Raw genomic sequence first — 21653 nt, forward strand, 5'->3', positions numbered from 1 at the left:
TATCATCATGATCGCAACGCTCAATTTGCTCGCTTTACTGGCGCTGGTTTCTGTATGTTATCAGGATATGCGCTATCGTGGTGTGTACTGGATCTTTTTTCCGGTTCTCAGCGCTTTATTTTTCTTTTTAAAGTTTAAACAGGTGGGCTGGGTCAATACCCTGCAGGATGCTGGTTATGCCATTACTTTCCTGGTCGTCCAGTTGCTGCTGGTATGGCTGTATTTCAGTGCTAAACACCAGAAACTCTTCAACATCGTAGACAGTTACCTTGGCCTTGGGGATATTCTGTTCCTGGTGACACTGGCCTTTTACCTTTCTCCGCTAAACTATGTGGCGTTTTACCTGCTGAGCCTGATCCTGGTATTGGTTTATGTACTGGTAACGAAAAGGATCAAAGGCTTGGATCATATCCATATTCCTTTGGCTGGCCTGCAGGCCGCTTTTTTTGCCACGCTCTTGGTTTGGGATTTGGTACAGCCTCAATTACAACTCTGCCAGGATTCCTGGATTTACAAAACCTATTTATTTAATGGCATTTAACCCGGGAAATATGAATACGATACCTATAGAACTCGATATGGCTTTTATCTCTTCTGTAACGAGAGAACAGGCCTGGCATTACAGGATCATTCCTAAAGACAGTGATGAGGGCAGTATGGTCTTGTTTTGCGATGAGAACGCGGAGCAGCATATGCTGACCGATGAACTGGAAATTGTACTTGGAAAACGCATCCGCCTGGAAGGAATTCCTTCAGATACCATCAATGAATGGCTGAACCTTCACTACCTCAAAGAAAACGGACAGCACCAGTTTCAAAAATCTGTTGTGGCTATAGAAGGGGATGGTTTTTTGAATGAACTGATCCGGGAAGCGCGCAATTTAAAAAGCAGTGATATTCATATTGAAATTTATGAAGAGCGGTGCAGGGTGAGAATCCGGATAGACGGCATGATGGTGGAACGTTATGTGCTGAAGAAAACGGAGTATCCGGCCCTGATCAATAAGATCAAGATTATGGCCAATCTGGATATTGCAGAAAAGCGCCTGCCCCAGGATGGAAGGATCAATTTCAGAAATGGGGAGGAGCAGTTTGATATCCGGGTATCGGTATTGCCTACTTTACATGGAGAAAAAGTGGTGTTGCGTTTATTGAACAATAACGCGGCAAATATCGACCTGGAAAAGGTGGGCTTTTCTGCATTTGACCTGGCCAATTATATGCAAGGTATTAAAAGACCCAATGGTATTATCCTGATCAGCGGGCCTACGGGTTCCGGAAAAACCACTACGCTTTATGCCACGCTGAAGTATCTGAATAAAGAGACCCGGAACATCTTAACTATTGAAGATCCAATAGAATACACCCTTCAAGGTATCAACCAGGTTCAGCTGAAAGAGAGTATTGGTCTTACCTTTGCCTCAGCATTGCGTACCTTTTTAAGGCAGGATCCGGATGTGATTATGGTGGGAGAGATCCGGGATCCGGAAACGGCCAACATGGCGATCCGTGCGGCTTTAACCGGTCACCTGGTGTTGTCTACAGTCCATACCAATTCTGCCTGGGGAACGGTATCCAGGTTAATGGATATGGGGATTCCTTCCTTTTTGGTGGCCAATACGCTGAATACATCTGTGGCGCAGCGGCTGGTCAGGTTACTTTGCCCCAATTGCAAAACGGAGGAGGATTTTGATCCGTCTTTTTACCCCAAACAATTTAAACCTTTTGCACCAGTACACCGGCACTATGTGGCGCGTGGTTGTGAGCAATGTTATCATACAGGTTACAGTGGCCGGAAGGCTGTATATGAGGTGATCCCTCTGGATCATGAACTGACACAGGAAATTAAACAAGGAAACATGTATATCAATCCTTTACTGGATCTGCGCGGAATTAAAACTTTAGGTGAAAATGCCTTTGCTTTATTCGCCGCAGGCCAGACAACTATAGAAGAAATTTACCCTTTATTATTTACAAATTAATGCGGAACTCAAAATTAATCCATCGATTATTGAAGCAGGTGCTCTTGTGTGCGGGACTGTTTACAGCCGGTTTAACCGGTGCATTTGCACAAAATCCTATGCCAGGGCAGCAAGCCAACCAGGTGCAAAGCCCGGCGGCCGAAGAACGGCTAAGGCTGGTTAAAGAAAGGTTGAATAACCTGGCCATTACGGTTCCTGGTTTAAACCAGAAAGTGCAGATGAATGTGTCTAACGTTTCTGCCCAGGAGTTTTTACGTGCTCTGGCGCAATCGAATAACCTGAACATCAATATTGATCCTCAGCTGAATTTCAAGGTGTTTAACAATTTTACCAACGAAACGGCTTTAAATGTACTGGTCTTTTTAACCAAGGAGTATGGACTGGACATTAACTTGATTGGGTCTATTATGTCGGTAACCAAAGCCAAAGACCCTGTGCCTGTGATACCGGTCAAGCAGATCAATGTGCGCTACAATCAACAGAACAATACCTTGAGCCTGGAGCTGGAGAACGATACGCTGGCGCAGGTGGCCAGGAAGATCACTATGGTTTCCGGGAAGAATGTGGTGGTGCCCAATACTTTACTGACAAAGAAAGTAACAGGTTTTATGGCAGATGCTCCTTTTGAAACCGCCCTGGAGAAACTGGCTTATACCAATGAACTGAAACTGGTTAAAACCAATGACAATGTATTTGTTTTCCAGGCTTTGGGCGAGGATGAGCAATTGTACATTGACAGTGAAAAGAATACGGCGGTGAAAAGAAACCTGAAGCCGGTGAATGTGGCGAATGGGAGTCCGGGCGGAGGTGCTAATTTCAGCTTGCTGAGCAGAGTGGTGGGTGGAAAGAAATTGCTGAGTGTGGATGCCATGAATGTAAATATGATTGATCTGATCAAAAATGCGGCCCAGGAACTGAATGCGAATTACTTCCTGTATTCGGATATTAAAGGGAGCATCACGATGCGGGTCAACGACATCAGTTATGATAATTTGCTAACGGCTGTTTTCCAAGGGACCGACTATACCTATAAACAGGAAAATGGGATCTATATGATCGGGGACAGGAAACTGGAAGGCTTGAGAGCGCATAAAATTATCCAGTTGCAGAACCGTTCGCTGGACACGGTACAGAATATGATTCCTAATGATTGGAAACGGGGCGTGGAGATTAAGGAATTCAGGGAACAGAATACCATTCTTTTATCGGGCTCCGCACCTCAGATTACTGAAATAGAAGGTTTCATTAAACAGCTGGATAAGCTGGTTCCCATGGTGTTAATAGAAGTGACGTTGATCGATATCCGCAAAGGCCATGGTGTTAAAACCGGAATTTCTGCCGGGGTATCGGATAGCATTTCCAATCCGGGAAAGATCTTTCCGGGGATTGATTATACCTTTAGTTCCGGAGCGATCAATAGCTTTTTATCCAAACTGGGCCGGAACAATTCCATTAACCTGGGCAGGGTAACGCCTAATTTTTATATCAATATTAGTGCGCTGGAGAACAACAGTAATGTAGAAGTGCGGTCTGTACCTAAATTGTCTACGCTGAACGGCCATTCTGCAAATCTGAGTATTGGAAGCAAGCGTTATTACAGTACGAAGACGCAGAATGTGATTCCTTCTTTGACCACACAAACGGTTATTACGGAGCAGTTTACGGCGGTTGATGCGAATTTGAACATCAATATTAAACCGGTGGTTTCGGGTGATAGCCAGATTACGCTGAACATCAAAGTGGATATTTCTGATTTTATTGGTGATCCGCCTTTGAATGCGCCGCCTCCAACCTCTACCAGTAAGTTTGAATCTATTGTGCGCGCAAAAAATGAGGATATGATTGTTTTGGGTGGTTTAGAGCGTACGGAGAGCAGCGAAAGTGGTTCTGGTGTGCCGATCTTGTCGCGGATTCCAATCTTGAAATGGTTGTTCAGCAGCCGCAGTAAATCGAATAACAAGGTAGTGACTGTGGTGTTTATTAAACCAACTATTATTTACTAGTATGGCTGTTGACTTCAATTTTAAATCGGGGCTGAGTAGTAGTAAAGGGCTGGAACTGAAACTTCAGGCCGATGGTTTGATCGATGTGCGCTTGGTGGAGCTTTCCCTGAAAGGTAAAATGGTTCAGATCGGGCTTAAAAAGCAATATACCGCTGAACTGGATCAGCTTGCTGATGGGCTATCTGGTCCTCTGGCGATTACGGTAACTGGCCGCGGGGTGTTGATTAAGAAAACGAAAAAGCTGGATGAAGTTACGGAGGCTGCTTTACAGCAGGTGTTTCCTGGTTTCAATTTGACGGAGTTCTATGTTCAGAATTTTATCTCCGGCGAAGATTCCTTTCTGGCCGTGGTGAGAAAAGACATCGTTGATAAAATGATCGCTGCTTTTAAGAAAAAGGGGGTGGAGGTCTTGATGTTGAGCCTGGGGCCTTTTGTGGTAGACCAGGTGCTTCCGCAATTGAACGTGTATCAGGATTCATTGAGTTTTGACGGGCACCGCATCAAATTCAGGGAGGATAAGAGCTGGGAAAGTTATACCCAAACGCTGGAAACAGATGCGGGTTTTGCGCTTAAAATTGATTTGGAAACCATGCCCGAGCCGTTTTTATTAAGTTATGCTACAGCATTTCAGCTGATCCTGGCTGAAGTTTTGGAGCCCATAGAGGTGGATGCTCTGGAGATTGGGGAAAACCGGGCGGAATGTATCGCGAAGCTCAAATTTGAGAAAAGAGGTGTGCTGGTACTGGGTATTTTTTTTGTGCTCCTGCTTCTTAATTTTTTGTTGTTTGGTTTTTACAATTCCAGTAACCAGGAAATGGAGGGCCGGGCGGGCAGGAAATCTGATCTCTCGGCCAATAAGAAGAAAATGGAAACGGAAATTAAGGAAAAGGAAGTTCTGGTGAAGAAACTGGGCTGGAATAAGGGCCTTGGTTATGCCTATATCTGCGACCAGATTGGGGCAGGTTTGCCAGGTTCTGCTACACTGACCGAAATGTCTGTAGAATCCGGTTTGATTAAATTGAAGGGGACTGCAGAGAATGTGTATGCCATCAACGACTGTATTTACACTTTTAAACGGAAATCATGGGTGAAGGATGTGCAGCTGGAAAAGTATGCCGCCGATGACCAGAAGCAGGCTCAGGTTTTTACCATTACTTTAAATTACTGATATGATAAATAAGCTCAATTATAGACAGCGTAATAAGCTTTTGCTTCCACTGGCGGCTTTTGGCTTATTGCTGTGCTGGTTTTTTGCGTTTAGCAAAACTTTTGATGCCATTTGTTTACACCATAGTTTTGAGCAGGAAGCTGCTGGACTGGCGCAAAATGACCTTTCTTTTAATCCTGTACATGCGCAGAAAAAATTGAATGCGCTGAATGAAATTATCAAAGCCTACAGGGTGAATCCGGAGCAGTGGCACAACGATATCTGGATGAAAGTGTCTGCGGTTGCCGGGGCTAGAAATGTGTCTATTGATTATACTTTAACACAGCCTTCCATAGAAAGAGATTCGACGGCTGTTGGGGTCAATCAAAGCCTTCATTTTTATGGGGGCTATGTGGAATTGGTGAAGTTGATGGATACTTTGGAGCGTATGCCGGGAATTGGAAAGGTATCTGCGGTGCAGATGAAGGCGCCGTTAAAAGATTTGCTAAGTGAACGGAAAGATAAATGTGTGTTAAAAGTGGACTTTAAAGGGATTGAACGGGAAAAATAGCCTCCAATTATCATCAAATTGTCAGCTTTAATAATTGTTAAGAAATGATTAATCCTTTTTGCTTTTCAATTGTCATATAGCTAACTTAACAGAAGTTAACACACTCATGGCAACATGATTAGCATATGAACAAGAACACTAAATAATAAACAAATGAAAACTCTAAGGTTTAAATCGTTAATTGTCGCAGGAACCATCCTCCTTATCAGTGGCTTTACTACCACCAGTGCCCTTGCTCAAAGAGGCAGTCGTGGTGGAGGCGGTGGCGGCCATATGTCTGGCGGCGGCCGTGGGATGTCAGCAGGTGCACATATTTCATCAGGAAGGCCTAGCGGTTCCCGTCCTTCGTTTAGTACCGGTTCCCGTCCGTCGAGGCCTGTTAGCGGCTATCGTCCAGGTCGTCCGGGTTATCGTCCAGGCGGGGGTTATCGTCCGGGATGGGGTTACCGCCCAGGATGGGGATATCGTAGACCTTATTATGGGTATTACAGTTTCTACAGGCCTTTTTTAGGCATTAGTTTAAGCATATTGCCTTATGGATATTATCCTTTCTATTTTGGTGCAGATCAGTTTTATTTCTCTGATGGATTCTTTTACAGACAATATGACAACGAATATAAAGTAGTAGTTCCTCCGGTAGGCGCACAAGTACCAAGCTTGCCTTCAGCAGCTAAAGAGGTGACCATTAATGGCCAGACTTACTACGAATATAAAGGCGTCTACTATACAATAGGGCAAGATGCGAATGGTAAAACAGTATATGTGGTTGCAGGTAAAGATGGTGTGTTGAACACTGGTAATGGCAACAACGCGGTAGATACCCCGGCGAATGTTCCTCAGGTTGGCGATACAGTAGATCAACTTCCTGATGGTGCCAGAGACGTGATGATCAAAGGCGTACAGTACTATGTAACCGAAGATGGCATTTACTATGAAAAACAAGTAGATGGCAACAACAAGGTAACCTATAAAGTTATTGGGATAGGAAACTAAGGTTTCCAGTGGTTAGGAGAGCGATGAGCGGAGCAGATATAGATGTGCTCCGCTTTTTTTATTTCCGCCTAATTCGTTTTAAGAGCTTCTTTTAAATTTATTATATTCGCCTACCTGAAACATTAGGCCTTAAAGCCTTTATATTGATATGAAACCGACACTATACGCACTTCTTCTCGCAGCTGTTCTGTTTGGCTGCAGCAAAAACGAAACTTCTAAAGTATATAAGCCGAAAGTATTAACGGCTATGGAAAGCTTTAATGAATATGGTAAAGGCAGTGACACGCTGGGCATCAGCAAAATGGAGGACTCCTCAGGTCAGCTGGATAAAAAAGATGGCGACGGCATAAGAAAATGGTATAGCGTTAAATTTCTGGATACGCTGGTGCAGATCCAGGTAAATCCAGATGATCCGAAATCTGCAACCGATAAGTTTGCTTTTGCAGAGTTTATCAATACGGCTAAAACCTGTGCACTGGTACAGATTGCAGACCAGTCTGGTTTGGCAGCTCCGGTATATATTGTAACGGTAAAAAACAATAAGGTGGAAGTGGTGAGCTTGTATCGCCCTTCTAATGGTCCTGCAGATGTTAAATTTACCAAAGGGATTACCAGGGTTGGTAATGCAGGTTACATCATCAACAATGATTTTTACGTAACCAGGGTATATGCCAAAGCTTATTTATTGAAAAGACAAAATCCAGACCAACGCATACAAGGTGATTTTGTGATCAATTCTTCTGATATCTCTACCTTCGTGTTCTTGGTAGGTAATTCTTTATATGAGTTGCATTATCCAACTGGCGAGGTTTTTCTGCAGCCGGTTCCAGCCGAAACCGCATCGAGCCTGGAAAGCACTTATGATTGGATACAGCAAAATTGTAAATGGGTTAAAAATGCCAAAGGGATTTCTTTTCTTAAAGCGCAGGATCCGGATAGAATTGTAGACATCAAGGAGTTTAAATAAACTTTCTTGCTGTAATTGCTGAATATTCTGCTGATTGGGCTCATCTTTTCGGCAGGATTGCGCATATTTTTAAATTTAAATATGGGCATGAACAAATGGACTTTGGTTTCGGGTATTCTTTTACTGGGCGCTGCTGTTGCTAAAGGGCAGGGCAACCCCGTTGTGCAAATTAAAAGGGATACGATTGTGCTGGACAAAGGCACTACCTATCGTTTTACGGTGGATACACCTGAAGATCAGGGCCTGGTTTCAGCCGGAGCAGATGTATTTGGACTTTTCCAGGTGTTGAATAGCAAAGGTGATTTATTGCCTGGCTGTATTGTACGGAATAAACAGGGGGAAATTAAAACTGGAACGGAACTGTTTACGGGCGACCGTTTGCAGATAAAGGCAAAGAATGGTCGGGTTCAAAGCTATTTCATCGAGGTCAGGAAAATGGCTTTGGGCGGCCTGTTGGTTTTTGATACACCTGAAATAACCCGCGGCACAAGGGGAGATGTGTTGTTTTCTTATACAGCAGGGCAGAGAAGCCCGAAGGCCCGTGTTCAATTTTATATTCCTGCTGAACTTGGTGTGACTTTAGAAAATACCTCTGTTAATGTAATTGGACGGGGGTTTGTAAAACTGAAAGATTTGAGTACCCAGTCTGTCGGACGGGTGGGCAGTGCCTATCCTTACCAAAAAGTTGGAGAGGTCCGGATTTCTAAGGATGCATCGGGCACTGTACTTCTGTTTTCCGGGCTGGATTTAAGGCCGGCGAACGGACCGGACCTGAAAGTGCGCATTGAAAATGTTTGTTTGACTAAAACAGGTGATTATCAGTTGAAAGCTGTTTATACGACTGCTCAGCCGGAGGTGTTGAGCAGTACGGGTACAGGGGCTGAAATTGCTGTATTAAAGGTTCGGAACAGGGTTGCAGACTTTGTGCGGGTTCTGGACAGAGGTTTGCATTATAAAGAAGATCAAAATAGCTATACCAGGCTCAGTTTTAAATGGAGATCGGCCGTGCCGCAAAAGGCTGTTCAATTGATGCAGTCTTTAGATCATGGGAAGTCCTGGAAGCCTTTGGCTGCAAAATTTGGGGAGGGGGCGGCTGAAGTGAAGGCTCTGCTTCCCGGCCGTTTATACAAGTTTCGCTTAAAGATTCTTTCCGGGGAGTATAAAGGCTTTTCAAATGTGGTTTCTTTTTATTCGGGTAAAATGGATGTTGGTCCTTTTATCTCGGGTACGGAGGATCATACCGATGGAATCAACAAGGCCGTTGACTTCCTGAACCGTATTGGTGGGGGAACTCTTGTTTTTAAAAAGGGAGATTATAGGGTAAGAACGGTTCATTTGAAGAGCAATGTCTATCTCTATTTGGAAAAAGGGGCAGTGATCAGGGCGATTAAAGGGGCTGATGCACCGGAAACGACCTGGTTTAGCGACAGGAAGTACCGCTCGGGCTTGTCGCCCACAGATATTGGACCTTATGCCGACCCGGAAAACTATATGACCAAACAGGATGTGGGGCATCATTATTTCCACAATGCCATGTTTTTTGGTGAGCGGCTGGACAATGTGAAAATTATTGGCGCTGGAATGATTACTGGCGATGGTAACCTGGTGAACGGTGATAAGGTAATGAACAATGCGCCGGATAGCCGGGCGGACAAGATGTTTAGCCTGAAACTGTGTACGAATCTGGAGATCGGGGGGATGGAACGTGAGGAGGACTTATGGTATGATGAAGAAAAGGATGAGCCTTATTATATAGGTAAAAATGGGGAAAAGCTTTTTGAGGATGATCAGATGCTCAAAATAGAACGTGCAGGGCATTTTGTGTTATTAGCTACAGGTACCGATTATATCAGCGTTCATGATACGTATTTTGGAAAAGAGCACACTACAAATGCCAGGGATATTTATGATTTTATGGCCTGCAATGATGTTTGGGTAAAAAATATTTATTCTAAAGTGAGTTCTGATGATATTGTGAAGCCGGGTTCTGACTGTGCACTGGGCTTTACGCGTCCGGCAAGTCATTATAAGGTGAGAAATGTGATTGGGGATACCAATTGTAACCTGTTTCAAATTGGTTCGGAAACGGCCGATGACATTACCAATGTTTGTGTAGATAATATTTATGTGCTTGGGGCCAATAAAGCTGGTTTTTCCATTTCGACCAATGATGGTGGGCACATCAGTGATGTTCATTTGAACTGCGGACATACCGGACCATTGCATTCCAGGTCTAAAATGTACAGGGCTATGGCACCATTTTTTATCTCTATTTCTAACCGCGGCAGGATTATCGGTGCGGAAGTTGGCCGGTATGAATTTACGGAGAACGGAAAACAACATGATGAGCTGCTGGTTAAAAATGTAAATATTGGCCAGGTGGAAGGTATTCATTTAAAACATATTGATGTGTCGGAAGTGTATAGCGGGAGTTCTTATAATGGAACAAGGTGGAAGCGTTTTGATGGCAGTCAACCTCGTTCAACACCCATTGTGGCGGGATATCGGTTGCCAGACAATGCTGTGGTAAAGGGTGGTCTGGATTTTAAATTACCTAACGGAAAACACATAGGGTATATCAGGAATATTTCTTTTGAAGATGTAAGGGTACTGGTAAAGGGTGGAAATCCGGCCAGTGATACGTCCAATGTGTGTCCTGAATTGGGCGTAGGGCAATACAATGCCTCAAATCTTAAAGTCCAGCCTTCTTATGGCCTTTGGGCAAGGCATGTAGCAGGGCTTAGCCTGAAAGATTGTTCCTTTCGTTTTGAAAAGCCAGATGGCCGTTATGCCATAATGCTGGAAGATGTACGTGGCGCAAAGTTATTTGGTATACAAACGGACCCACCTGCAGGTCAACGGGTTTTGATCAGGGAGAAAAATTCTTCGGATATTTTAACACAAGAATAAGATTTCGGTAACCACCAGTACTTGGCAAATGTTTACATTTATCGGGAATGGAAAAACAACAGGCTTTATTTAACTGGAGTGGTGGGAAAGACAGTACCCTGGCCCTTCATAAGGTTCTTGAGGAAAAGGAACTGACGGTCAATTATTTACTGACCACTTTGAGTGATGCCTATAACCGTGTCAGTATGCATGGTGTACGGGAGGAATTGCTTGTTGCCCAGGCAGAAAGCATTGGGATTCCTTTGTATCAGGTCCGTTTGGCTGAATCTCCGCAGATGGATGAATATGAGAAAACCATGGAACTGCATTTAAATAAATTAAAGCAGGAAGGAATTTTAACCTCTGTTTTTGGAGATATTTTTCTGGAAGATCTTAAAATTTACAGGGAGAAAAAATTGGCGGAGATCGGGATGGAGGCCGTTTTTCCGTTATGGAAAAAGGATACCCGTACTATTTTAAAGGAGTTCCTGGGCCTTGGTTATAAAACCGTGGTGGTTTGTGCACAGCGTGGTTTGGAGGCTTTCTGCGGGAGGGTTATTGATGAGAAGTTTATCGATGATCTTCCGGATGGTATTGATCCTTGTGGGGAGAATGGGGAGTTCCATACTTTTGTTTTTGATGGGCCGCTTTTTAAGCACCCTGTTGGTTTTGTTACCGGCGAAAAGGTGTATAAAACTTACGCTTCTCCTTCTGGCAGTACAGATGAGCCTGCGGGTTACTGGTATATTGATCTGGTTCCCTATACCGAATCCTGAAATGGACTATAGTTTCAAAAAAAATACATTTACATTGGCCGAATGAATATAGAATTCAATAAGAACGAAGACGTGAACAAGCAACTGATTTATGGGGTTAAAACGCGTCTGAAAAAAATATATGCGGGTGGGGGCGAGAAGGCTGCCGCTAAGCAGAAAGAACAAGGGAAATTGTTGGCAAGGGAAAGGATCTCATATCTGATTGATCAGGATAGTGAGTTTCTTGAACTTGGTGCTTTTGCCGCTGAGGGGATGTACGAGAATGAGGGGGGCTGCCCTTCTGCAGGGGTAGTTTGTGGGATTGGCTATGTTTCCGGAAGGCAATGTATGATTATGGCCAACGATGCTACGGTTAAAGCTGGAGCATGGTTTCCGATGACGGCTAAAAAGAACTTGCGTGCGCAGGAGATTGCTATGGAGAACCGCTTGCCGGTCATTTACCTGGTAGATAGCGCAGGCGTTTATCTGCCTATGCAGGATGAGATTTTTCCAGATAAAGAACATTTTGGAAGGATGTTCAGGAACAATGCGATCATGTCTTCAGAAGGGATTGTACAGATTTCTGCTATTATGGGTTCTTGTGTTGCAGGAGGGGCTTATCTCCCGATTATGAGTGATGAGGCCATGATTGTAAAGGGTACGGGTTCTGTTTTTCTGGCGGGTTCTTACCTGGTTAAATCTGCGATAGGGGAAGATGTAGACAACGAAACATTGGGTGGTGCCACAACGCATTGTGAAATTTCGGGGGTTACGGATTATAAACAACCGAACGACCAGGCCTGCCTGGATAGCATTAAGAACATTATGAGTATGCTGGGGGCTCCTGAATCTGCTGGTTTTGATCGGATCAAGCCTGCCTTGCCTAAATTTCCGCAAGAGGAGATTTATGGGATTTTGCCTGAAAACAGGGAGAAACCCTATGATATGGTGGAATTGATTAAGCGCCTGGTGGATGATTCTGAGCTGGAGGAATATAAAAAAGAATACGGAAAAAGCATCGTTTGCGGTTTGGCCCGTGTGGATGGCTGGGCTGTAGGGATTGTGGCCAACCAGCGGAAGATTGTAAAATCGAAAAAAGGAGAGATGCAGTTGGGCGGGGTAATTTATTCCGACAGTGCTGATAAGGCGGCACGCTTCATTATGAACTGCAACCAGAAAAAAATTCCATTGGTGTTTTTACAGGATGTGACGGGTTTTATGGTGGGCAGCAAATCAGAGCAGGGTGGAATTATCAAGGATGGGGCTAAAATGGTGAATGCTGTAGCCAATTCTGTGGTGCCTAAATTTACCATCGTTATAGGAAATTCATATGGTGCAGGTAATTATGCCATGTGCGGCAAAGCTTATGATCCGAGGCTGATTTTTGCCTGGCCGAGCGCGAAAATTGCAGTGATGGGTGGTGCTCAGGCTGCAAAAACCTTGTTACAAATCCAGGAGGCTTCTCTTAAATCTAAAGGGGAAACCATTACTCCTGAAAAGGAAACTGAACTGCTTAATGAGATTACAGACAGGTACAATAGCCAAACGACGCCTTTTTATGCGGCATCGAGGTTATGGGTAGACGGGATCATTGACCCGCTGGAAACCCGTAAGGTGATTTCTATGGGGATTGAGGCAGCAAATCAGAGTCCTGTAAAAAAGCGCTTCAATGTAGGGATTATTCAAACATAGAATGATATTTTTGTATATGAAGAAGATTTTCATTGCAGGCTTGCTGACCTTGTGTTCCGCTTTGTGTGGTTACAGCCAGGTTAAAACCGTTTATTTTGACATCAAAGATAAAGTGACTGCAGATTCTGTACATGCTGTGAGCTATGCGGTATATGGTAAAGTATCTGGGGACAGCTTGTGGGTATTCAAAAAATATGATATGGACGGGTATATTGCCGCAACCGGGTCTTTTAAAGACTCTTTGCTGGAGGTACCTCATGGTCGGTTTGTCTATTATGACTGGATCAACCCCAATAAAAGTGAGACGGTTTATGAGGCATTGAATACAGGTAAAGACCGCTATAAAGTACTTTCCGGAGATTTTGAGAATGGTTTAAAGCAGGGTAGATGGCTGGGCTATTATGAAAATGGATTGGTTAAAACCCTGGTTACCTTTGACAGAGGTGTAATGCAGGGGCCATTTAAGGCTTTTGATGATAAAGGAGAGCTGATAGAAACCGGTCAGTACGTACAGAATAAGAAGGATGGAGACTGGGTGATCAATGGCGGACTGCGGGTTGTTACTTTCAAAATGGATGAGGTGGTTTCGGATGTGAAGCGTACTAAAAAGGAGCTGAAGCAATTAGAAGAGTCTAAGAAAAAAGGATTATAATCTTCAGATCACAATAGCTGGATGCTATTGGTGGATTTGATGTATTATGATTAAATTTGTAAAACAAACGAATTATATAAAAATATGTCGCAAGAAATAGAACACGTTCCCTGTCTGATTATTGGTTCCGGCCCTGCTGGTTACACGGCTGCAATTTATGCTGCCCGTGCAGATCTTAAACCTGTATTGTATACAGGTATGGAAGCTGGTGGACAATTGACACAAACTACGGACGTTGATAATTTCCCGGGTTACCCTACAGGTATTATGGGACCGGAAATGATGGAAGATTTTAGAAAACAGGCAGAAAGATTTGGTACTGATATCCGTTTTGGTTATGTAAGTTCTGTAGATTTTTCTTCCTTGCCTCATAAAGTGGTTGTAGATGAGATTAAAACCATCACTGCTGATACAGTGATCATTTCTACAGGTGCAACTGCTAAATGGCTGGGTTTGCCGAGTGAACAAAAATATAATGGTTTCGGTGTTTCTGCTTGTGCAGTATGCGACGGTTTCTTCTTTAAAGGACAGGATGTTGCTATTGTTGGTGCAGGAGATACAGCAGCGGAAGAGGCTACTTACCTGGCTAAACTTTGTAAAAAAGTATATATGCTGGTTCGTCGTGATGAATTCAGAGCTTCAAAAGCCATGGTACACCGTGTACTGAACACACCGAATATTGAAGTGATCTACAACTCTGAAGCAAAAGAGGTATTGGGTAATGGTAAAAATGTTACTGGTCTGAAGATCTCCAATAACAAAACCGGAGAAGAAAAGGATATTGAGGTAGAAGGTTTCTTTGTGGCTATTGGTCATAAACCGAACACGGATATTTTCAAAGGATGGATTGATATGGATGAGACAGGTTATCTGAAAACTATTCCAGGTACAACCAAAACTAATGTTGAGGGTGTATTTGCTGCGGGAGATGTTCAGGATCATTATTACCGTCAGGCAGTAACTGCTGCCGGATCTGGTTGTATGGCTGCATTGGACGCGGAACGCTATCTGGCAGCTAAAGAACACCATTCAGAAGTCGTTTCTTAAGCATAGAAATCATGAATATAAGCGGATCTTTTTTTAAACAGGTCCGCTTTTTTTGTGCTTTATGGTTTGGTATAGAAAAAAATATGTGTTGTTTCTGTTCATTTCAAACGTTTGATTTCTATTGTAACAAAAATGTGATGTATCGAAGGCGACGGTTCTATTTATCTTAGGATAATTACTTAGTACCACCTAACACACAAAACAAATCATGAAAAAAATCTTACCAATTGTCATCTGTGCATTGCTGAGTACAAATTTGTACGCACAAAATGATGCCAGCATGGGAATTATTCCTGCACCGGTTTCTGTAGAAAAGCATTCGGGCTCCTTTGTTCTGGATAAAACAACTTTGCTGGTTTCTGCGCGTCCTGAAAATGCACGTGTTGCAGATTTACTAAATGCTTTTATTGCAAACAAAGGAGGTTTTGCGCTGAGAGAAGTTAAGTCTCCGGAAGCTAACCACAAGTCTATAGTTATTACTTCTGAAGGAGCGGATAAGCTTCCGGAAGAAGGTTACAGCATCAGCATTACTAAAGATAAATTCCTGATCACCGGAAAAGGTGCAGGCTTATTTTATGCAGTGCAGTCGGTGATGCAGCTTTTACCTGAAAAGCAGGATGGTAAAATCACTGTACCTGCAGCAGATATTAATGATTATCCAAGGTTCAAATACAGAGGGATGCATTTGGATGTAGGACGTCACTTATTCCCGGTTGCTTTTGTTAAAAAGTATATCGATATGATGGCTCAGTACAAATTGAATAACTTCCACTGGCATTTAACGGAAGATCAGGGATGGAGAATTGAGATTAAAAAATATCCAAAATTAACTTCTGTCGGTTCTTCCAGAAATGGTACCGTGATCGGTAATTTTCCTGGGGTAACAACAGATGATAAAGTGTACAAAGGTTTTTATACTCAGAATGAGGTAAAAGAAATTGTAGCGTATGCTTCGGCCAGATATATTACGGTTGTTCCTGAAATTGAAATGCCGGGTCATGGTTCTGCTGCTATTGCGGCTTATCCTGAATTGAGCTGTTTCCCTAATGAGGATACCCCAACTGATCCTAAAGCGCCATGGGCGGGATCTAGAAAAGGGAAACAAGTGCAACAAACCTGGGGTGTACATCAGGATGTTTTTGTACCAACAGAGAATACCTTCAAATTCTTAGAAGATGTACTGGACGAGGTTATGGTTCTTTTTCCATCTAAATACATCCATATTGGTGGAGATGAGTGCCCTAAAGATTTCTGGAAGCGTTCTACTTTTTGCCAGGACTTTATTAAAAAGAACAACCTGAAAGATGAGCATGGATTGCAAAGTTATTTTATACAGCGTATTGAAAAATACCTGAATGGTAAAGGTCGTTCGATCATTGGCTGGGATGAGATCCTGGAAGGTGGTCTTGCACCAAATGCAACTGTAATGTCCTGGAGAGGAGTTGAGGGTGGTATTGCCTCTGCGCAGCAGCAACATGATGTGATCATGACGCCTGGATCAAATGGTTTGTATTTTGACCATAAGCAATCGAATTCTCCAGATGAGCCTCTGGCGATTGGAGGTTTTGCTCCTTATACCAAAGCTTATGGCTATGATCCTATACCGGCTGAATTGACAGCTGATCAGCAAAAATACATTATCGGTGTACAAGCTAATCTTTGGACTGAATATGTTGAAAGTCCTGAAAAAGCAGAGTATATGGTTTTTCCAAGGATGTTTGCTTTGGCGGAGATTGCCTGGACGCAGAAAAACCGTAAGGATTTAAAGAACTTCTCTGAAGAGCGTTTACCGCTTCATTTGTCTCGTCTGGATAAAACCAATACGAATTATTGGGTGCCAACGCCGATTGGACAGAATGATAAGGTGCTGAAAGGAAGTCAGTTTAATATTGAACTTAAAGTTCCGGTAGAGGGAGCAAAGATCTATTATACTTTAGATAATTACAGGCCTTCTGAGAGTGGAGCTTTATACACAGGACCAATCAAAGTGAATGTGCCTGAAGGAAAGAAACTGAACCTTAAAACGATTGTGATTACCAAAAGTGGTAAGAGGAGCGTGGTGACTCAGACGGAATTAAATAACGGTGCGCCTGAAACACCTGCGAAATAATATAATTAGTAGAAGTAAAAAAATGCCAGACAGGGGATTCTCCTTGTTTGGCGTTTTTTTTTGAGTTAAATTGCTTGCTATATAATGTAATTAAGATGAAACTGAAAGATTTAATTGTGAGATCCTCCTTGTTCGCTTCAGGTATTTTATTTCTGTATTCCTGTACCGGAGATAATCCTGAAAAACATGTTGCTTTAAGCAGCAGCAAGGCACCGGTAGAAAAACAGGCTAATCCCTTTCCCTTTTATAAAAATATAGCCATCAGGCCCGGGCTGAATTTTGAAGTCCTGAGCTGGGGTAAAGGTGTAGACTCCCTGGGTGGTTATTTGATCCTGATGTCCGACTCGGCCAGGAATGACTATAAGTCTTTTTCGAATGAACGCAAGGGGATTATTACAGATGCCTGGAATATGGATCTGGACAACGATGGAAATCCTGAACTCTATGTAGAGCTGCTCAGCAAGAAGAATGTTCGTGATTTGAATGTTTATGAGTACAGCAGAAATGGTTTTCAAAAGATCAATTTCCCGCCGCTAAGCAGCAGTATGAAAAAGTTGTATAAGGGCAATGATAAATTCTATATTAAGAATGGAGAATTGTTCAGGAGTTTTCCGGTAACCGATCCTGCCGATACGACTAAAAAGACTGGTGCAGAGAAGAAGCTTCAGTATAAATTAAACGGAAACAGTTTCTCTGTAACGGAAGTAAAAGAATAATTTTAGTGCCCGGTTTCTTTAAATTGGGCACTAATTCTTTCAAATTTCTCAATTAAAAGATTGATACGCTCTTTTTCCCGGTTCATAACGGCTTTTCTGAATATTGTTGAGCAGAATATCATCCAGCCAAAGGTGAAGACTATGGTAATGCATTGTTTCCAGAAGCTGAAATAGGAGAGTACCTCAAAGAAGAAAAGGACAATGGCAATACTTAGAGCTATCGTGTAAAACCAGTACAGCTTGTGGTACAGGCTAAACCTGTTGAGCTGGTAGAGTTTTAATTGGCTTAGAAATTCATTGGGATGGGCGGTAAAGTCATTTTGTGAGATTAAGCGGTAACCTCTGTATAGAATGAAGGTATAGATGGCAATGGAGCAGACAATAATGCCGATACCTGCGTGGGTAGTCCAGGATTGAAAATCAAAAAATAACCAGAGCGCAGCGAAGGCAAGGAGCGACAAGATCATACCGCCAATGTTTAAAAGCGATTTGGTACGGATGCTGTTCACTTCCTTTTTCGCCTGAGCAAGCATCTCCTCAGAAGAGATGTTTACCTCCACTGTGTGTGACTGCCAAAGCGATTGTATATCTTCAAATTCTTGCATGCTCATTGTATATTTCTGTAAGTTTCTGCTTAATGCGGTGAATTTTTACCCTTAAATTTCCTTCGCTGATGCCGGAGATCTCAGCGATCTCGTTATAGGGTAGTTCATCCAGAACCATGGTAATAATTAAACGATCGTTCTCTTCCAGTTTAGATATGGATTTGTAGAGTAAGGCGATCTGCTCATTCTTTTCCGAGTATTCTTCTACCTTGTTCTCTATAATGTTGTCTGTAAGTTCGTCCTTAGCTTGTCTCTTTTCTGATCTCAAATAGGTTAAACAGGTGTTCACGGCGATTCTGTAGATCCAGGTGGAGATCAGGGATTTGTTTCTGAATTTATCCAGGTTTTGCCAAACCTTTAAAAAGGTTTCCTGTAACAAATCATTTGCAGAATCCTTGTCTCCAGTATATCCATAACATAAATGGAATATTTTCTTGGAGTTGGTATCGAAGATTTGTTTAAATAACTGGTCTTTTTGTTCCACCTATAGAGAGTTGATATAGCTTTAGAAGTATTTTATGGTTGTTTGTTACAGCGAAAATGCGAATTTTATTGGTTTATCAACAAACTTTATAGAATAATTTAATTATTGTAGTTTTACAGCCTTATAAAACTGTCCATGGCCCAGTCCTGCAGTAACACAAACAAACCGTATTAATGAAATTAATTAGCAGATGTCGAAGAACAACAGATTAACGTTTTTTATCTTTTTAGCTCTGGTGCTGGGTATTGGCCTGGGATATTATCTGAATGTACAATCATTCAGTACCTATAATGATCATATTGCCGCCGCAGATACGAAAGTAAAAGCTTTAGATGGCCAGATCCTAAAAGTAAAAGACACTACAAGCACTGTCTTTGCGGAATTGAAAGCGCAAAAATCAGCGGCCGAAAAATTGCGTCATGAAAATGAGGCGATTCGGGAAAAGAAACTGGAACCGCTTACGCTGTTAAGTGATATTTTTCTCAGACTGATCAAAATGATTGTTGCACCGCTTGTTTTCAGTACCCTGGTGGTTGGAGTGGCCAAAGTAGGGGACATTAAAGCTGTTGGAAGAATTGGTGGCAAAACGATGCTGTGGTTTATCAGTGCGTCTTTGCTTTCGCTGGTCTTGGGACTGATTATGGTCAATATTTTCAGACCGGGGGAGACCATGCATTTGCCTTTGCCGCCGAGTAATGTGGATACGGGGATACACAAAGTAGCTTTGTCTATGAAAGACTTTATTTCCCATATCGTTCCTAAAAGTATGGCGGAGGCGATGGCAACCAACGAAATACTGCAAATTGTGGTGTTCTCTTTGTTCTTTGGAGTGGCTACAGCAGCGATAGGAGAAAAAGGACAGGTTATCATCAGTTTCTTTGATGCTGTTGCCCATGTGATTTTGAAAGTGACTGGTTATGTGATGAACTTTGCGCCTTTTGCTGTTTTTGGAGCAATGGCTGCTATTGTGGCTAAACAGGGGCTGAGTGTGCTTTCCACCTATGCCTTATTCATAGGAGAATTCTATTCTACGATGCTGTTGTTGTGGCTTGTACTGATCTTTATTGGTTTTACCATTTTGAAATCCAGGGTGTTTAACCTGATGAACCGGATGAAAGAGCCTGTTTTGGTGGCTTTTAGTACGGCAAGTAGTGAGGCTGCTTATCCGAAAACAATGATGCAGCTGGAGCGTTTTGGCTGTAAAGATAAAATTGTGAGTTTTGTACTGCCGCTGGGTTATTCTTTTAACCTGGATGGTTCTATGTTATATATGACTTTTGCTTCTTTATTTATTGCGCAGTCTTATGGAATCCATTTGTCTTTTGAGCAGCAGATTACCATGTTGCTGATCCTGATGCTGACCAGTAAGGGTATTGCAGGAGTGCCAAGGGCGTCTTTAGTGGTGATTGCAGGAACCATTGCTACTTTTAACATTCCGGAAGCCGGTCTTGCACTGCTGATTGGGATAGATCCGCTGCTGGATATGGGCAGATCTGCTACCAATGTGATTGGAAACAGTCTGGCTACTGCAGTAGTGAGTAAATGGGAGGGTGAACTTACAGAGCCTTTAGATTAGAATACAACATACATTATAAATACATTTAAATGAGTACCAGAGGAAAAAAGATATTTTTAATACTAACTATCGTAGTGCCTTTTTTGATCTATTGCATTGTCTATTATGCACCAATCATCAAAAATGCACCTTTTAGATCTAATGAATTCGTATCGCTGCAGTTTAAATGGGGCGTGGGTAAGGATTTAGTCAACTCCTATGATTCTGCCACCGGCAACTATCAGTACCTGAACAGCCGGGATTCTTTAGTGAAAACAAACGTAAAGCTGCGTACCAATGATATTATATATTTGCACAATAAAGCCAATGAGCTGGGACTGTGGAATTTTCCTGATTTAATTGCCAACAGGGGATCTGATCTTACATCGCCTAAAGTATTGAGGTATGAATTTCAGTTCAACTACAAACGCAAATCTAAGAAAGTGATCCTGATGTCTGACTTTAATGAAATTCCTAAACTAGGGGATGCAGCGACACAGATGAAAAACCTGGTGGCGCAGAGTATAAATGATGCAGAGGAGCGTTACGGTAAGGAAGCTAAGGGTAAATAAGTAGGTTTGGTACAAATATATTTGTGCTATTCTTCAATTCATTTGAATTTAGAAAAAATAGTTCTATATTTGCACCTCGATAAAAAAAATAAACAATTTAAAATAATAATTATTTAACAATGTACGCAATAGTAAATATAGCAGGACAGCAATTCAAAGTTGCAAAAGACCAGCACCTTTTTGTACACCGTTTGCAAGGAGATGAAGGCGCTAGTATTGAATTTGACAATGTATTGTTGGTTGAAGATGGTGGTAAAATCTCTGTAGGAGCTCCTGCATTGAAAGGCGCTATAGTTTCAGCTAAAATCGTGTCTCATTTAAAAGGTGATAAAGTAATCGTTTTCAAAAAGAAACGTAGAAAAGGTTACAAAAAGAAAAACGGTCACCGTCAGTATTTCACCAAAATCCAGATCTCTGGTATCAGTTTATAATTATTGTTTAACACAAAAATTGCCGTTAGTTTAGGCAGTTTATAAAATATAAAACAAGATGGCACATAAAAAAGGAGCCGGTAGTTCCAGGAACGGACGTGAATCGCATAGCAAACGCTTAGGTATTAAAATCTTCGGTGGTCAGGAAGCTATTGCCGGAAATATCTTAGTACGTCAACGCGGTACAAAACACCACCCGGATAAAGGTGTAGGTATTGGAAAAGATCATACCTTATTTGCTTTGGTTGATGGTACCGTAATCTTCAAGAAAAAACAAGATAACAAATCTTATGTATCTGTTTTACCTACTGAAGTTGTAAAAGAAGTTGTAGAGAAAAAAGCACCTGTTGCTAAAGCTGAGAAAAAAGTAGCTGCTCCGAAAGAAGCTCCTGCAAAAAAAGCACCTGCAAAGAAAGCTGTTAAAGCTGAAGCACCTGCTGCTGACGCTGCTGCAGAGTAATCTTAAAGATACATTAAACAAA

20 protein-coding genes are annotated in these 21653 nt (G+C 42.3%); 18 read left to right on the plus strand and 2 right to left on the minus strand.

Annotation, left to right across the window (positions count from 1 at the left end):
• Positions 1-7: 7 nt before the first annotated feature.
• From R2S08_RS27770 to R2S08_RS27835, 14 genes are all read left to right on the plus strand, one after another.
• Positions 8-541, plus strand: a complete 534-nt coding sequence (locus R2S08_RS27770) for a hypothetical protein (protein WP_316838157.1) — start codon at positions 8-10, stop codon at positions 539-541.
• A 10-nt stretch (positions 542-551) separates the two neighbouring features.
• Positions 552-1982 carry a GspE/PulE family protein gene (locus tag R2S08_RS27775; RefSeq protein WP_316838158.1) on the plus strand — a complete coding sequence of 477 codons (1431 nt, stop codon included), beginning with the start codon at positions 552-554 and terminating at the stop codon, positions 1980-1982.
• Entirely contained in the window at positions 1982-3985 is a 2004-nt protein-coding gene (locus R2S08_RS27780) for a type II and III secretion system protein (RefSeq protein WP_316838159.1), read from the plus strand. Before R2S08_RS27775 ends, R2S08_RS27780 begins: the two co-directional genes overlap by 1 nt.
• Before the next feature lies 1 nt (position 3986).
• Positions 3987-5153 carry a PilN domain-containing protein gene (locus R2S08_RS27785; protein WP_316838160.1) on the plus strand — a complete coding sequence of 389 codons (1167 nt, stop codon included), beginning with the start codon at positions 3987-3989 and terminating at the stop codon, positions 5151-5153.
• Position 5154: 1 nt separating this feature from the next.
• Positions 5155-5703 carry a hypothetical protein gene (locus tag R2S08_RS27790; protein ID WP_316838161.1) on the plus strand — a complete coding sequence of 183 codons (549 nt, stop codon included), beginning with the start codon at positions 5155-5157 and terminating at the stop codon, positions 5701-5703.
• Positions 5704-5856: 153 nt separating this feature from the next.
• Positions 5857-6696 (plus strand): DUF6515 family protein, encoded by an 840-nt coding sequence (locus R2S08_RS27795; protein ID WP_316838162.1) that lies wholly within the window; start codon positions 5857-5859, stop codon positions 6694-6696.
• Positions 6697-6844: 148 nt separating this feature from the next.
• A complete protein-coding gene (locus tag R2S08_RS27800) occupies positions 6845-7663 on the plus strand; it encodes a hypothetical protein (protein ID WP_316838163.1) in 819 nt (272 codons plus the stop codon).
• 87 nt (positions 7664-7750) lie between these two features.
• On the plus strand, positions 7751-10573 hold the full coding sequence (locus R2S08_RS27805) for an endopygalactorunase (RefSeq protein ID WP_316838164.1): 2823 nt from the start codon (positions 7751-7753) through the stop codon (positions 10571-10573).
• A 47-nt stretch (positions 10574-10620) separates the two neighbouring features.
• Positions 10621-11328: a diphthine--ammonia ligase gene (locus R2S08_RS27810; protein WP_316838165.1), complete on the plus strand. Its 708-nt coding sequence runs from the start codon at positions 10621-10623 to the stop codon at positions 11326-11328.
• Positions 11329-11370: 42 nt separating this feature from the next.
• A complete protein-coding gene (locus tag R2S08_RS27815) occupies positions 11371-12999 on the plus strand; it encodes an acyl-CoA carboxylase subunit beta (protein ID WP_316838166.1) in 1629 nt (542 codons plus the stop codon).
• 16 nt (positions 13000-13015) lie between these two features.
• Positions 13016-13651: a hypothetical protein gene (locus tag R2S08_RS27820; RefSeq protein ID WP_316838167.1), complete on the plus strand. Its 636-nt coding sequence runs from the start codon at positions 13016-13018 to the stop codon at positions 13649-13651.
• Positions 13652-13735: 84 nt separating this feature from the next.
• The gene (gene trxB / locus R2S08_RS27825; RefSeq protein ID WP_316838168.1) at positions 13736-14698 is read left to right on the plus strand and encodes a thioredoxin-disulfide reductase; all 963 of its coding nucleotides are present in this window, start codon (positions 13736-13738) and stop codon (positions 14696-14698) included.
• 208 nt (positions 14699-14906) lie between these two features.
• Positions 14907-16808: a beta-N-acetylhexosaminidase gene (locus tag R2S08_RS27830; RefSeq protein ID WP_316838169.1), complete on the plus strand. Its 1902-nt coding sequence runs from the start codon at positions 14907-14909 to the stop codon at positions 16806-16808.
• 95 nt (positions 16809-16903) lie between these two features.
• Positions 16904-17524 (plus strand): hypothetical protein, encoded by a 621-nt coding sequence (locus R2S08_RS27835; RefSeq protein WP_316838170.1) that lies wholly within the window; start codon positions 16904-16906, stop codon positions 17522-17524.
• Between the two features lie 2 nt (positions 17525-17526).
• Here the strand turns inward: R2S08_RS27835 and R2S08_RS27840 are convergent, their stop codons facing one another.
• Positions 17527-18129, minus strand: a complete 603-nt coding sequence (locus R2S08_RS27840) for a hypothetical protein (RefSeq protein WP_316838171.1) — start codon at positions 18127-18129, stop codon at positions 17527-17529.
• A complete protein-coding gene (locus R2S08_RS27845) occupies positions 18116-18613 on the minus strand; it encodes an RNA polymerase sigma factor (protein WP_108549983.1) in 498 nt (165 codons plus the stop codon). The genes R2S08_RS27840 and R2S08_RS27845 overlap by 14 nt, the downstream gene beginning before the upstream one ends.
• A gap of 190 nt (positions 18614-18803) precedes the next feature.
• On the opposite strand from R2S08_RS27845, the gene R2S08_RS27850 reads away from it, so the two are divergent.
• The 4 genes from R2S08_RS27850 (at position 18804) to rpmA (ending at position 21631) form a co-directional block, all read left to right on the plus strand.
• A complete protein-coding gene (locus R2S08_RS27850; RefSeq protein ID WP_316838172.1) occupies positions 18804-20189 on the plus strand; it encodes a dicarboxylate/amino acid:cation symporter in 1386 nt (461 codons plus the stop codon).
• A gap of 29 nt (positions 20190-20218) precedes the next feature.
• Entirely contained in the window at positions 20219-20740 is a 522-nt protein-coding gene (locus R2S08_RS27855; protein ID WP_316838173.1) for a hypothetical protein, read from the plus strand.
• 119 nt (positions 20741-20859) lie between these two features.
• Entirely contained in the window at positions 20860-21171 is a 312-nt protein-coding gene (rplU, locus tag R2S08_RS27860; protein WP_133780836.1) for a 50S ribosomal protein L21, read from the plus strand.
• Positions 21172-21229: 58 nt separating this feature from the next.
• Positions 21230-21631: a 50S ribosomal protein L27 gene (gene rpmA, locus R2S08_RS27865; protein WP_108549986.1), complete on the plus strand. Its 402-nt coding sequence runs from the start codon at positions 21230-21232 to the stop codon at positions 21629-21631.
• Positions 21632-21653: the final 22 nt, after the last annotated feature.

Source organism: Pedobacter nutrimenti, assembly GCF_032678445.1.
Lineage (GTDB): Bacteria > Bacteroidota > Bacteroidia > Sphingobacteriales > Sphingobacteriaceae > Pedobacter > Pedobacter nutrimenti_A.

What these genes read in the sequence shown, in the direction of transcription:
- R2S08_RS27770 (WP_316838157.1), top strand. Translation starts at nt 8, where the DNA reads ATGATCGCAACGCTCAATTTGCTCGCTTTACTGGCGCTGGTTTCTGTA.
- R2S08_RS27775 (WP_316838158.1), top strand. Translation starts at nt 552, where the DNA reads ATGAATACGATACCTATAGAACTCGATATGGCTTTTATCTCTTCTGTA.
- R2S08_RS27780 (WP_316838159.1), top strand. Translation starts at nt 1,982, where the DNA reads ATGCGGAACTCAAAATTAATCCATCGATTATTGAAGCAGGTGCTCTTG.
- R2S08_RS27785 (WP_316838160.1), top strand. Translation starts at nt 3,987, where the DNA reads ATGGCTGTTGACTTCAATTTTAAATCGGGGCTGAGTAGTAGTAAAGGG.
- R2S08_RS27790 (WP_316838161.1), top strand. Translation starts at nt 5,155, where the DNA reads ATGATAAATAAGCTCAATTATAGACAGCGTAATAAGCTTTTGCTTCCA.
- R2S08_RS27795 (WP_316838162.1), top strand. Translation starts at nt 5,857, where the DNA reads ATGAAAACTCTAAGGTTTAAATCGTTAATTGTCGCAGGAACCATCCTC.
- R2S08_RS27800 (WP_316838163.1), top strand. Translation starts at nt 6,845, where the DNA reads ATGAAACCGACACTATACGCACTTCTTCTCGCAGCTGTTCTGTTTGGC.
- R2S08_RS27805 (WP_316838164.1), top strand. Translation starts at nt 7,751, where the DNA reads ATGAACAAATGGACTTTGGTTTCGGGTATTCTTTTACTGGGCGCTGCT.
- R2S08_RS27810 (WP_316838165.1), top strand. Translation starts at nt 10,621, where the DNA reads ATGGAAAAACAACAGGCTTTATTTAACTGGAGTGGTGGGAAAGACAGT.
- R2S08_RS27815 (WP_316838166.1), top strand. Translation starts at nt 11,371, where the DNA reads ATGAATATAGAATTCAATAAGAACGAAGACGTGAACAAGCAACTGATT.
- R2S08_RS27820 (WP_316838167.1), top strand. Translation starts at nt 13,016, where the DNA reads ATGAAGAAGATTTTCATTGCAGGCTTGCTGACCTTGTGTTCCGCTTTG.
- trxB (WP_316838168.1), top strand. Translation starts at nt 13,736, where the DNA reads ATGTCGCAAGAAATAGAACACGTTCCCTGTCTGATTATTGGTTCCGGC.
- R2S08_RS27830 (WP_316838169.1), top strand. Translation starts at nt 14,907, where the DNA reads ATGAAAAAAATCTTACCAATTGTCATCTGTGCATTGCTGAGTACAAAT.
- R2S08_RS27835 (WP_316838170.1), top strand. Translation starts at nt 16,904, where the DNA reads ATGAAACTGAAAGATTTAATTGTGAGATCCTCCTTGTTCGCTTCAGGT.
- R2S08_RS27840 (WP_316838171.1), bottom strand. Translation starts at nt 18,129, where the DNA reads ATGCAAGAATTTGAAGATATACAATCGCTTTGGCAGTCACACACAGTG.
- R2S08_RS27850 (WP_316838172.1), top strand. Translation starts at nt 18,804, where the DNA reads ATGTCGAAGAACAACAGATTAACGTTTTTTATCTTTTTAGCTCTGGTG.
- R2S08_RS27855 (WP_316838173.1), top strand. Translation starts at nt 20,219, where the DNA reads ATGAGTACCAGAGGAAAAAAGATATTTTTAATACTAACTATCGTAGTG.
- rplU (WP_133780836.1), top strand. Translation starts at nt 20,860, where the DNA reads ATGTACGCAATAGTAAATATAGCAGGACAGCAATTCAAAGTTGCAAAA.
- rpmA (WP_108549986.1), top strand. Translation starts at nt 21,230, where the DNA reads ATGGCACATAAAAAAGGAGCCGGTAGTTCCAGGAACGGACGTGAATCG.